The sequence below is a fragment of the Rhizobium anhuiense genome (assembly GCF_003985145.1).
Classification (GTDB): domain Bacteria; phylum Pseudomonadota; class Alphaproteobacteria; order Rhizobiales; family Rhizobiaceae; genus Rhizobium; species Rhizobium anhuiense.
This window is the reverse complement of sequence record NZ_ML133537.1, coordinates 58,325-69,750: the sequence shown is the minus strand read 5'-3', so window position 1 is coordinate 69,750 and position 11,426 is coordinate 58,325. Positions and strand designations below refer to the sequence as shown.

Genomic DNA, 11,426 nt, shown 5'->3' with positions numbered 1-11,426 from the left:
CAATGATACGAAGTGCCGCGATCAACCGACGCAGTTTCGTCAAGGCAGCCGGCCTCGGCTTCCTTGCGGCCTTGACGCCAAGGGCGCTGATGGCCCTGGAGCGGACTGACGCGGTCTATGCCTCAGGCATTCGTACAGCCGACGGCTCCTTTGCCATTGCGACCGTGACCGAGCGTGGCGAAATCGTCGATCAGGTGGCGCTTCCCGCCCGCGCCCACGGCATGGCCTTCAGTGCGGCCACCGGCAAGACTGTCGCCTTCGCGCGCCGGCCCGGCACCTTTGCGATGGTCTTCGATCCCTGGAATAAAAGCGAGCCTGTTGTCATCAACTCCAGGGAGGACCGGCATTTCTACGGCCACGGCGCCTTCTCTCCCGATGGCCGCCTGCTCTATGCCAGCGAGAACGACTTCGACGGCAATCGCGGCATGATCGGCCTCTACGACGCCACCGACCGCTTCACCCGCATCGGCGAATTCGAGAGCTACGGCATCGGTCCGCACGACATGACCGTGTCCGACGACGGACGCCTTCTGATCGTCGCCAATGGCGGCATCGAGACACACCCGGATTTCGGCCGCACCAAGCTCAATCTCGGCGAGATGCAGCCGTCGCTGACACTGATCGATGCGGCGACCGGGGCCTTGGTCGAAAAACATGTGCTGCCGGCGGAATGGGCCGAACTCTCCACCCGCCACGTCGATCTCGACGGCGACGGCCGCATCTGGTTCGCCTGCCAGTATGAAGGCCACCGCAAGGATTTGCCGCCGCTTGTCGGCCATTTCGCCAAAGGCGAAGATCTCTCCTTCATCGATCTGCCGGAGGAGACGACGCGCCGGCTTGCCAACTACGTCGGGGCGATCGCCGTCAATCGCAGCGAGGGCCTCGTCGGCATCACCTCGCCGAAGGGCGGCGCCTCGGTGACCCTTGACGCAAAGTCGGGCAAGGTGCTGGCCGAGACCGTCGTTCCCGATGCGGCGGGCATCGCCCCGGCAAGAAGCGGCTTTGCCGTTTCTTCCTATGATGGCGATTTCCTGTCGACCCGCAGCGACGTCGCCTGGGATCAGCACATCGTGCGGATCTAAATCAGAGAAGCGCAATTCCGGACGCGAAACCGCTGCACACTTTTGCAGGAATTGCTAGCCGGCGCGGGAATAGGCTTTCTGCTCGGCGCTGACGCTCGATGCCGCGGCCCTGGCCGCCTCGTGCAGCCATTCGTTTCCCCGCACCGCCAAGTCCTTCAGGATCGCCGCAACCGCCGCCGCATCGTTGGAATGGCAATTGGCGATCTCGAAGCCCATCAGTTCCAGCATCGTCGGCGACAGCAGGATCTCGGGATGCCGGTCGATTTCGATTTTGCAGCTGTTCGGCGAGAGCCTGCGCACGAGGATGCGGCCGGAGACCCGGTAGTGAGGATCGGCTGAGCGCGCCCGTCCATTGGCGATCTCGTCCGCATGGATCGCCACGTCCTGCTTCCTGTGGCGAAGCGACCAGACGGACGGCAGCAGCGCCTTTGCCTCGCGCAGCACCGGCCCACCCTGCCACTCGGCATAAGCGACGAAACGCGGCCGGCCGAGACTGCCGGTGCCGCCGCTGCGCGGCTTCGGCACGAAGGGCCCTGTCCCGGACGGCAGCGCGCCGGTGAGCGCCATGACATAGGCTGATGGCGGCGGCTTGCTGCCGGGACGCAACATTTCATATTTCTCCCAGAATTCCCGGCGTTCGGAATTCGGCAGCATCAGCGCCTTGCGCAGCCATTTGTGGTCGCGCTCGAGGATGACGGGCAATGGATTTTCAAGGCCCCTGCGATAGCCGCTCAAGATCAATTCGCCGATCATGCGAGCCGAGGGACCGTCGTCGCCGCGGGCCAGGATGGCGCTTGCCGCAAGACGAACGAGATCAAATGCATAGGGCATCACCGCCGCGTCGTCGAAGTCATTGACGCCCCAGACGAGCCGGCCTTCGACATCTCGCCAGGTGCCGAAATTCTCCAGATGCGTATCGCCGATCGCCAGCACCTCAGGCGCGCCTGACAGTTCCGGGCAGATATCGAGGATGATCTCGCACCAGCGCCAATAGGTGGCGCGCAGGAAGACGAAATCCCCGCTTCGCATCTTCTCGTGCTTCTCGCGCAGATCGTCCTTGACGAGATCGTCGCCGAGTTCGCCGGCCAGCCAGGTCTCGAAATTCCGGACCGATTGCGATATCGTCGTCATGCCGGCGCTCCATCATTTCGCGATCCGATGCGGAGAATACGCGCACCGCGCGAAGCTGCAATCGTCTTCGCATCGGATCGCCACAATCCAGCGGTACTGGCCAGCGGTACTGGCCAGCCGTACCGACTTGCACGGCAAGGGAAAGGTGAAAGGTTGCCCCGGCGACACGGACGCAGCTTTCCATCGCCGCCCGGACCGATTTCAGCAATGTCCAGCTTGTCGAATCCGGCGCACCATGCCACTTTCGCGGCTGCAAGAGGGGCAGACATGAGCGAGACTGACAGGGGCGATTTCCGCGCGCGAATTCGCCGCAATTTTGCGCGGCAGGCGGCGATGGAGACGATCGGCGCGGAGTTGACGCGCGTCGAGCACGGCGTCGTCGAGATCGAGCTTCCCTTCGACGTCAAACTGACACAGCAGCACGGCATCCTGCATGCGGGCATCATTTCCGCGGCGCTCGATTCGGCCTGCGGCTTTGCGGCCTACAGCGTCATCGACCCCGAAGCCTCGATCCTGACGATCGAGTTCAAGGTCAATCTCATGTCGCCGGGGCGTGGCGATCGTTTCCTGTTTCGCGGGGAAATCACCAAACCCGGCTCCACCATCATCGTCGCCGACGGGCGAGGCTACGCAATCAGCGACGGGCCGGCCAAACTCATCGCCTCCATGACCGGAACGATGATGGTGATCCGCGGTAGGGAAGGAATAACGGGATGAAGTTCGAACTGAAATCGGTCGCGGGGAAATCCATCCTGTTCGTCATGGCGGCCGAGGCCGAATACGGTCCCTTCCTGCGTTCGCGCATCGAACCTTTGATGACCGGCGTCGGCCCGGTCGAGGCGGCGGTGGCGCTGACCAAGGCGCTGGGGCGGCTGGATGCCGCCGACGACCTGCCCGATCTCGTCGTTTCGCTCGGCTCAGCCGGCTCGGCGAAACTGGAGCAGACCCAAATCTATCAGGTGACCTCGGTTTCCTACCGCGATATGGACGCCTCGCCGCTCGGCTTCGAAAAGGGCAAGACCCCCTTTCTCGACCTGCCCGCGGTGCTCGAGCTGCCGTTGCGCATTCCCGGCATTCCGGAAGCAAGCCTTTCCACCGGCGGCAACGTCATCTCGGGCGCCGCCTATACCAATATCGACGCCGACATGGTCGACATGGAGACGTTTGCGGTGCTGCGCGCCTGCCAGGGCTACAAGCTGCCGCTGATCGGCCTTCGCGGCATTTCCGACGGCGCAGTCGAACTGCAGCATATTTCCGGCTGGACCGAATATCTGCATATCGTCGACCGCAAGCTCTCCTACGGCGTCGACAGCCTGTTCACGGCGCTGGAGGACGGCGTTTTCTGGTTCTAGGCTTAAATTCTGGGACAATCGGAACAATAAAAACCCGATGCCGCCGATTTCCCGCATTGCAAGGCGAAGCGCTTTTCATTAAAGCCTCGCCATGACCCAGACAGCACATCCCGACTCCGTTCTCATCGTCGATTTCGGCAGCCAGGTGACCCAGCTCATCGCACGGCGTGTGCGCGAGGCTGGCGTCTATTGCGAGATCGTTCCCTTTCAATCGGCCGAAGAGGGCTTCCAGCGCCTGCAGCCCAAGGCCGTGATCCTGTCCGGCAGCCCGGCTTCGACGGTGGACGAGGGATCGCCGCGAGCGCCTGACATCATCTTCGACAGCGGCTTGCCGGTCTTCGGCATCTGCTACGGCCAGCAGACGATGTGCATGCAGCTCGGCGGCAAGGTCGAGAGCGGCCATCACCGCGAATTCGGCCGCGCCTTCCTCGATGTCGACAAGGATTGCCAGCTGTTCGAGGGCCTCTGGTCCTCCGGGTCTCGTCATCAGGTCTGGATGAGCCATGGCGACCGCGTCACGGCGCTGCCGGATGGTTTCGAGGTGGTCGCCACCTCCTCCAACGCGCCCTACGCCTTCATCGCCGACGAGAAGCGCAAATATTACGGCGTGCAGTTCCATCCCGAGGTTGTGCATACGCCCGATGGGGCCAAGCTGATCGGCAACTTCATTCACAACATTGCCGGCATTAGGGGTGACTGGTCGATGTCGGCCTATCGCCAGAAAGCGGTCGAGCAGATCCGCGAGCAGGTGGGCGACAAGCGCGTCATCTGCGCGCTTTCGGGCGGCGTCGACAGTTCGGTCGCAGCCCTGTTGATCCATGAGGCCGTCGGCGACCAATTGACCTGCATCCTCGTCGACCACGGGCTGATGCGCAAGGACGAGGCGGCAAACGTCGTCGCCATGTTCCGCGAGCACTACAATCTGCATCTCTTGCATGTCGATGCCTCCGATCGCTTCATCGGCGAGCTCGAAGGCGTCAGCGACCCGGAAACCAAGCGCAAGATCATCGGCCGGCTGTTCATCGAGACCTTCGAGGAAGAGGCCAAGAAGCTCGGCGGCGCCGATTTCCTCGGCCAGGGCACGCTTTATCCCGACGTGATCGAGAGCGTCTCCTTCACCGGCGGCCCGTCGGTGACGATCAAATCGCACCATAATGTCGGCGGCCTGCCGGAGCGCATGAAGATGCAGCTCGTCGAGCCGCTGCGCGAACTCTTCAAGGACGAGGTGCGCGCGCTCGGCCGCGAACTCGGCCTGCCCGACAGCTTCATCGGCCGCCACCCGTTCCCAGGCCCCGGCCTTGCCATCCGCTGCCCCGGCGGCATCACCCGCGAAAAGCTGGAGATCCTGCGCGAGGCCGATGCGATCTACCTCGACGAAATCCGCAAGGCCGGCCTCTACGACGCCATCTGGCAGGCCTTCGCCGTGCTGCTTCCCGTCCAGACGGTCGGCGTCATGGGCGACGGGCGCACCTATGAATTCGTCTGTGCGCTGCGCGCCGTCACCTCGGTCGACGGCATGACGGCGGATTTCTACCACTACGACATGGAATTCCTCGGCCGCGCCGCCACCCGCATCATCAACGAGGTGCGCGGCATCAACCGCGTGGTCTACGACGTCACGTCGAAGCCGCCCGGTACCATTGAGTGGGAGTGATGCCGAGCCGATCCGACCGCCGCCAAATTGCTTCGGGAAACGGGACGACTTCTCCATGACAACCGGCAACCGCATCGTGCTTTCCAGCGATCACGCCGCCATTCAGCTCCGACAGACCATTGCCGCTCATATCGCGGCGCAGGGCTGGGTGGTGGTCGACATCGGGCCGACGACGCCGGAGAGCACACATTATCCTGAGCACGGCGAGGCGGCGGCGCGGCTCGTCGCCTCCGGCGATTGCCGGTTTGGCATCATCCTATGCGGCACCGGCCAGGGCATCATGATGGCGGCGAACAAGGTAAAGGGCATCCGTTGCGGCGTCTGCGCCGACACATTCTCAGCCCGCATGATCCGCCAGCACAACGATGCCAACATGCTGTCGATCGGCGTGCGCGTAGTGGGCGAAGGGCTGGCGCTCGATATCGTCGATGCGTTCCTGACCGCCCAATTCGAGGGCGGCCGGCATGCGACGCGGGTGGAGATGATCGGGGCACTGGAAGGGTAGCGCTTTTTTGCTTCTTCCTTGGAAGAAGATGCTTTCAGGACCCACCCCCGGTGCTATTTCAGCGGCAGAAACAGGTCCGCCACCGCCTCATGCTCCGGCACTTCGGGGAAGAAGCTCAGCCGCTGGCAATAGATCGGGAAGTCGCGTGCTTCTTCGCCGCTGGCCGGAAGCCAGTTGCGATAAAGATAGAGCGCGGCAGGCTCCAGATTGTCGGTGTTGCCGACGACACGCAGCACCGCGCAGCGTCCGCCAGGAATCACGCCGGCTTTGACCTCTCCGCCGTCCGCCTCGATCGGTTGGCCGGTCCCGACACAAAGATCCACGCTGTAATCGGCAGGCGACGCAGGGCGCCGCTCGGAACGCCAGACATTGAAGGTCGGACTTGTTCTGGGATGCAGGCCAGCGGCCGTGCGCCAGGCGATGAACCGCTGGATGGTGGCGCCGAGCGTCGCCGGGTCGCCCCGGTGCTCCATGATCGCCACCGGCGTGGGAGGCACATCGCGAATCGTCACATCGTCCGTGGTAAAAGTCTTTTGCATGAGCTTGCTCCTTGCGTTGTCGAGAGGCCCGAAGGCCGCAAGCCACGGCTCCCAGTCGGGAGACTTCCGGAACGACGAAGGCGATTGCCCGAACCGTTGCCGAAAGGCGCGGGCGAAGGCATCCGGTGCGTTGTAACCGGCATCCATCGCTATCTCGGTGACGCTTTGGGCGTCCCTGTAGGCCAGCCGGTGCGAAGCGCGCTTCAGCCGGGCAAGCTTGACATAGCGATGCACTGACAATCCGAAGGTCGCCGCAAACTGCCGGTGGAAATGAAACTTCGAAAAGGCCGCAACACGGCTCACCGTTTCCAGGTCCAGATCACAGTCGAGATGCCGGTCGATATAGTCCAGCACCCGCCGCATCCGGGCCTGATAGTTTTGAAGCGTCGCCTTCATCGTCCCTCCTCCGTGGCGGCTCCATCTAGCCGCTGACGGCCATGAGGTGCTCGACCGATCTTGCGGTTTGGCATGGACTAGCGAAAACTTCCAACGACCGCTTACACGCAAGTCTTATCTAGGGCAGACGGCAATAATGATCATGAGCTGTCGGACCTTGTCGATCTGGCGCTTCCTAGGGCGAGCGCGGCCACGAAGGCCTTTCCAGGTGGCGCGGTGGCACAGATCCATCGGCCGGCGTGAGAGGTCGCCGAATATCTTGCGGTGCTCGCATCGGACTGCTATTCGCATTTAAGTCTTAGAGGAGAATGCCTTTGTTTGCCGTCGCAACGATCCAGAACTCACCGGCTGTGGCGGCAGGGATGAAGGCGCTCGGCATCGTGACCGAGAGCTGATCCTCACTCTATCGCTCGGCCTTAGCGCGCCCAATGCTGGCGCATGTCTAATGTCGAGAAGACCATGATCATCGAACTAACCACTCATGACTTCGAAGCGCTGCTGAAGGGCATTGCGCCCCGTCATCTGCGCCTTGTCCCGGACAGTGCGATTGCGCCTCCGGAGATACTGGGGATGTTGAACCGCCTCGCGACGGAGATAAACGCTGAATTTTCGCCGTCGGCCTGGATGATCGTCGAGGATGGCGAGATCGTCGGCCTCTGCTCCATCGTTCGGGTTCCGCAAGATGGAAACATCCATATCGGCTATGGGGTTGCGCCGTCCCGCCAGGGTCTTGGATCCACCACGCGGGCCATTGCGCAATTGCTGGAGTGGGCGTGGAACGACCCTCGCGTGGCGCTGATCTCTGCAGAGACCGGGTTGGAGAATATCGCCTCACAGCGTGTCCTCCAACGCAATGGATTCATCCGCACCGGCGAGCGTATCGATGCCGAAGACGGTCCGTTGATTTGTTGGGAAGCAGTGACGGGCTAGGTTTGCAGAATAAGCCCGCATAGGAACGACCGGCCGAGGTTCAGTTACCTCGGCCGGCGATCCTGAGCCGGCCTCAGCGGCCGTAGGTGACCTCGACGGAAGCCTTGTCGAGCGTGTTTGCCCGGACATAGAAGCCAACCATGGCGGCCGGCGCCGTATCGGGAAGCGGGAGCTTGTCGACCGAGAGCGCGTAGACGGTGAACTGGTAGTGGTGCGGCTTGTCGCCGGCCGGCGGGCATGCGCCGCCATAGCCTGATGTCCCAAAGTCGGTGTGACCTTCGATAGTGCCGACGGGAAGCTTTTTGTCACCGCTGGCGCCGGTGGCGATCTCCGAGGCATTTGCGGGAATGTTGAACACCGACCAATGCCACCAGCCCGAGCCGGTCGGCGCATCCGGATCGTAAGCCATGATGGCGAAGCTCTTGGTTCCCTGAGGAGCGCCCGACCAGGTCAGTTCCGGCGAGACGTTTTTGCCCGAGCAGCCGAAGCTGTTGAAGACCTGCGCATCGGCCATCGCCTTGCCGGGGGTCAAGTCCTTCGAGGTGAGCTTCATTTCGGCCTGTGCGGCCGTTGCGCCGAAGATGGAGGCGGCGAGAAGTGCTGCTGTGATAAAACGCATGCTGTTTTCCTGCGGTTGATGATGCAGGAAATCTATCGTCACCGAACAAGCGCATCTGCCCCGCTATGCTCAACTTCTGCCCCGATCCGCTCAAAACGCTCGGAGCCGCCGCGCACATGGCGTGGATTGACGCCAAACCGCTCCTTGAACCGCGCCGCGAATTGAGACGGCGAATCGTAACCGACCTCAAAGGCAATCTGCGCCATCGGCAGGGTTGTGGTTTGAATGAGGCCCAAGGCGCGGTTCATCCTTGTATCGCTCAGGATCTCACTGAAGCCGGTGTTCTCGGCGGCCAGTTTGCGCCTCAGCGTCGCTTCGCTCATGTTGAACGAGCGCGCCGCCTGCCGGAGCGTCCAAGCAAAGGCCGTATCGCTTTCGATCATCTGCCGCAGCCGATCCTCGATCCGAGGACTTTGGTTTTGGCCGAGCACCGCTCCGCAGAGCGCAAACCAGGTGATCAGCTCCATCAAACGAGCCTTGGCAATCGCGCCGGGAAGCCTCGTCAGATTGCCGGGCTGACAGCAATAGTCAAACAATGCCGCGGCTTCCTCCGGCAGCTTCGAGGTGCCTGCCGGTACAGGCCTCGATGGAACGGCGATCGATCCCATCCTGCTGTAGGCTTCCTCGAAGAGCTGGCGCGGAACGGGAAGTGCCAGGGTCTGATACTTCTGCGGCGCCTTGGGAATGTTCTCCATCGTCAGGGGACGATAGTCGGGCAGCAAGCCATAGGCGCCCGCCTCGAGGCGCAGAGCCTTATCATCGGCCATGACGATCTTCGTTCCCGATTGCACCTGTATCAACAGGGGGCTGGTGTTGACGAGCCGAAAGAAACAGGCGCGCCCGCCCTGGCGGATCAAGGCTCTGGTCGGAACGGGAAAGACGTCGTCCAGCATATGTTCTCCGACAATGGGGTGGATCAGAGCGGCAACCGGGAGAGCCGGCATGAAGACGACCGCTGATCCGCGAGGCTCGGGAATACCAAAACCCAGTGCCGTGGGCAATCTTCAGCCACAGGCTACAGACTACAGACTACAGACTATGTAAATCGCCTCTCGGACGGCTGCTGCTGGCATCCGCGATAGTTCTTGAATAACGAAAGCGATACACCTATCTTACTTTCGTCTTACCAAGAAAGGCAAAAGATGACACGGGCTGAAAGCCTCATTACCACCGTCTCCACCAAGGGACAGGTCATTCTTCCCAAAGCCGTGCGCCAACGGCGGGAGTGGGCGGCTGGAACGCGCCTGATTGTCGAGGAAACCGCGGAAGGGGTGCTGCTGAAGCAGGCCCCTGCCTTTGCGCCGACAGACCCAAGCGATGTCTTCGGCATGCTTCCCTTCAGCGGCGAGCCCAAAACACTTGATGATATGGAAGACGGCCTATTGGCCGAGGCCCGCCGCCGTCATGATCGCGATTGATACCAATCTCGTCGTCCGATATCTCACGGGCGATCATCCGGAACAATCTGTCCGCGCCCGTGACATCATTGACGGACAGGCCGTTTTTGTCGCCGTGACAGTGGTGCTGGAGGCCGAATGGGTGCTGCGCAGCGTCTATGGCTACAGCAGTGCAGAGGTCGCGCGTGCCCTTCGCGCCTTTGGCGGGCTGTCCACGGTGACGATCGAGGATTCTGCAATCGTTGCTCTTGCCTTCGCTCTCACTGAGAACGGAATGGATTTTGCCGATGCGTTGCACCTGACCAAAGCGGCCCATTGCGAAGAGTTCGTTACCTTTGACCGCAAATTTATGAAAGCAGCCCAAGCGGCAGGCTTCGAGACGGTGCGGGAAGCCTGAGGGGGCGCAGACCGCATTACCGCCTACGGGACCTGCCGATATAATCGACCAATGCGCGCAGCTTCAGTGGCTGCCTCTGGCGCCTGGGATAGTAGAGATAGAAGCCCGGAAAGGGCGGACAGAAACCCTCCAGCAGCGGCACGAGTTCGCCGCGTTCCACATAGGGCTGGAAGGTTTCCACCATGCCGAAGGTGATGCCGGCTCCGGCGCAGGCCATGCGGATCATCATTCCCATGTCGTTGGTGGTGACGGCGGGGTCGACCGCGACGTCGAAATCGCGATCATTTTCGGTGAACTCCCAGCGATAGGGTGCGGTATCCGGGCGCGGCCGCCAACCGATGCAGGCGTGATCCTGCAGTTCGCGGGGATGGCGGGGATGGCCGCGGCGCTCGAGATAGCTGGGGGATGCGGCCGCACATTGTCGCTGCTCTTCGGAGACGGAGATTGCAATCATATCTTGTTCGATCACTTCGCCCAGCCGGACGCCGGCGTCGAAGCCGGCCTCGACGATATCGAATGCGTCATCGGTGATGGTGATATCGAGTTTGATCTCGGGGCAGGCTTCCATGAAACCGGCCAGCAACGTGCCGGACAGGAAGTTCTCGGCGATCGAGGACACGGTGATCCTCAGCAAGCCGCTCGGGCGGACCTGCATTTCCCGGATCGTTTGCATCGCATCCTTGACCTGGCGGACCGATGGCCGAACCGCGTCGAAAAACACCTCGCCGGCCTCCGTCAGGCTGACGCTGCGCGTCGTGCGCTGGACCAGGGCAACGCCGACCCGATCCTCCAGGCGCTGCAGGGCCTGGCTGACGGCGGAGCGGGTGACGCCAAGCCGCTCGCCGGCGAGCCGGAAGTTCCGCGCCTCCGCCACCGCAAGAAAGACTGAAATGCCTTCGAGATCATCCGCCATTGGTTAGCATATCTAACCAAGGCATCCTGGATTGGCAACTTAATCACCGCGGATGGCCACGCTATCTTTCAAGTCGAGGTCAACGGAGGTTTCGAGAGGAAAATCGATGCGCAACATTTCCAACAGTCCTGTTCTGCATTTTTTCGCCGCAACCACCTTAGCCGGCACGGCGATCGGTTCGTCTGCCGCCGATGCCGTGAATGACCGAGCCCCTCAGCAGCAACAAACAAGCGAGAACAGAATGCAGCAGCATCCCTATGTCGGCATGTGGGTGACGGATGACGGCCGTATCCGCCACGAACTTCTGCCCAATGGCCGTTACGACGAAGCCCGCGGAAACCGTGAAAGCGCCTACCGAGGACGTTACGAAGTCACCGGAAGGCACATCGAATACTGGGATGACACGGGCTTTACGGCCGACGGCGATTTCGTGGACGGCAATACCCTCCATCACGCCGGCATGGTGCTTCGCCGCAAATGACGCGCCGTCTGACAAGGAAACATCACAAGG

Annotated in this window: 14 protein-coding genes; 9 read left to right on the top strand and 5 right to left on the bottom strand. The window is 62.1% G+C overall.

The window, feature by feature from the left end; genetic code table 11:
• The first annotated feature begins 2 nt into the window (after window positions 1–2).
• Window positions 3–1,082, top strand: a complete 1,080-nt coding sequence (locus tag EEQ99_RS29290; protein WP_097543182.1) for a DUF1513 domain-containing protein — start codon at window positions 3–5, stop codon at window positions 1,080–1,082.
• Between the two features lie 54 nt (window positions 1,083–1,136).
• Here the strand turns inward: EEQ99_RS29290 and EEQ99_RS29285 are convergent, their stop codons facing one another.
• A complete protein-coding gene (locus tag EEQ99_RS29285) occupies window positions 1,137–2,213 on the bottom strand; it encodes a DUF2252 family protein (RefSeq protein WP_097543181.1) in 1,077 nt (358 codons plus the stop codon).
• Between the two features lie 267 nt (window positions 2,214–2,480).
• Here EEQ99_RS29285 and EEQ99_RS29280 point away from each other — a divergent pair, with 267 nt between their 5' ends.
• The 4 genes from EEQ99_RS29280 to rpiB all read left to right on the top strand — a co-directional run bounded on the left by EEQ99_RS29280 (window position 2,481) and on the right by rpiB (window position 5,724).
• Entirely contained in the window at window positions 2,481–2,930 is a 450-nt protein-coding gene (locus EEQ99_RS29280) for a PaaI family thioesterase (RefSeq protein ID WP_003544704.1), read from the top strand.
• Window positions 2,927–3,565, top strand: a complete 639-nt coding sequence (locus tag EEQ99_RS29275; RefSeq protein WP_097543180.1) for a 5'-methylthioadenosine/S-adenosylhomocysteine nucleosidase — start codon at window positions 2,927–2,929, stop codon at window positions 3,563–3,565. The genes EEQ99_RS29280 and EEQ99_RS29275 overlap by 4 nt, the downstream gene beginning before the upstream one ends.
• A gap of 91 nt (window positions 3,566–3,656) precedes the next feature.
• Window positions 3,657–5,219 carry a glutamine-hydrolyzing GMP synthase gene (gene guaA / locus EEQ99_RS29270; protein ID WP_097543179.1) on the top strand — a complete coding sequence of 521 codons (1,563 nt, stop codon included), beginning with the start codon at window positions 3,657–3,659 and terminating at the stop codon, window positions 5,217–5,219.
• Window positions 5,220–5,274: 55 nt separating this feature from the next.
• On the top strand, window positions 5,275–5,724 hold the full coding sequence (rpiB, locus tag EEQ99_RS29265; protein WP_097543178.1) for a ribose 5-phosphate isomerase B: 450 nt from the start codon (window positions 5,275–5,277) through the stop codon (window positions 5,722–5,724).
• A 53-nt stretch (window positions 5,725–5,777) separates the two neighbouring features.
• Here rpiB and EEQ99_RS29260 read toward each other — a convergent pair whose 3' ends face one another.
• A complete protein-coding gene (locus tag EEQ99_RS29260) occupies window positions 5,778–6,659 on the bottom strand; it encodes an AraC family transcriptional regulator (RefSeq protein WP_097543177.1) in 882 nt (293 codons plus the stop codon).
• Window positions 6,660–7,097: 438 nt separating this feature from the next.
• On the opposite strand from EEQ99_RS29260, the gene EEQ99_RS29255 reads away from it, so the two are divergent.
• A complete protein-coding gene (locus EEQ99_RS29255) occupies window positions 7,098–7,589 on the top strand; it encodes a GNAT family N-acetyltransferase (RefSeq protein ID WP_097543176.1) in 492 nt (163 codons plus the stop codon).
• Window positions 7,590–7,662: 73 nt separating this feature from the next.
• On the opposite strand, the gene EEQ99_RS29250 is transcribed toward EEQ99_RS29255, so the two are convergent.
• Together EEQ99_RS29250 and EEQ99_RS29245 are read right to left on the bottom strand one after the other, a co-directional pair.
• Window positions 7,663–8,208, bottom strand: a complete 546-nt coding sequence (locus EEQ99_RS29250; RefSeq protein WP_063474823.1) for a YbhB/YbcL family Raf kinase inhibitor-like protein — start codon at window positions 8,206–8,208, stop codon at window positions 7,663–7,665.
• Between the two features lie 38 nt (window positions 8,209–8,246).
• Window positions 8,247–9,101, bottom strand: coding sequence for a helix-turn-helix domain-containing protein (locus EEQ99_RS29245; RefSeq protein WP_097543175.1), 855 nt, complete (start codon window positions 9,099–9,101; stop codon window positions 8,247–8,249).
• A gap of 249 nt (window positions 9,102–9,350) precedes the next feature.
• On the opposite strand from EEQ99_RS29245, the gene EEQ99_RS29240 reads away from it, so the two are divergent.
• Both EEQ99_RS29240 and EEQ99_RS29235 read left to right on the top strand, forming a co-directional pair.
• Window positions 9,351–9,626 carry an AbrB/MazE/SpoVT family DNA-binding domain-containing protein gene (locus EEQ99_RS29240; protein WP_097543174.1) on the top strand — a complete coding sequence of 92 codons (276 nt, stop codon included), beginning with the start codon at window positions 9,351–9,353 and terminating at the stop codon, window positions 9,624–9,626.
• Entirely contained in the window at window positions 9,613–10,002 is a 390-nt protein-coding gene (locus EEQ99_RS29235; protein WP_097543173.1) for a type II toxin-antitoxin system VapC family toxin, read from the top strand. Before EEQ99_RS29240 ends, EEQ99_RS29235 begins: the two co-directional genes overlap by 14 nt.
• Before the next feature lie 16 nt (window positions 10,003–10,018).
• On the opposite strand, the gene EEQ99_RS29230 is transcribed toward EEQ99_RS29235, so the two are convergent.
• Entirely contained in the window at window positions 10,019–10,915 is an 897-nt protein-coding gene (locus EEQ99_RS29230; protein WP_127431549.1) for a LysR family transcriptional regulator, read from the bottom strand.
• Between the two features lie 106 nt (window positions 10,916–11,021).
• Between EEQ99_RS29230 and EEQ99_RS29225 the strand changes: the two genes are divergently transcribed.
• Entirely contained in the window at window positions 11,022–11,396 is a 375-nt protein-coding gene (locus EEQ99_RS29225; RefSeq protein WP_080759945.1) for an Atu4866 domain-containing protein, read from the top strand.
• The last annotated feature ends 30 nt before the right edge of the window (window positions 11,397–11,426 follow it).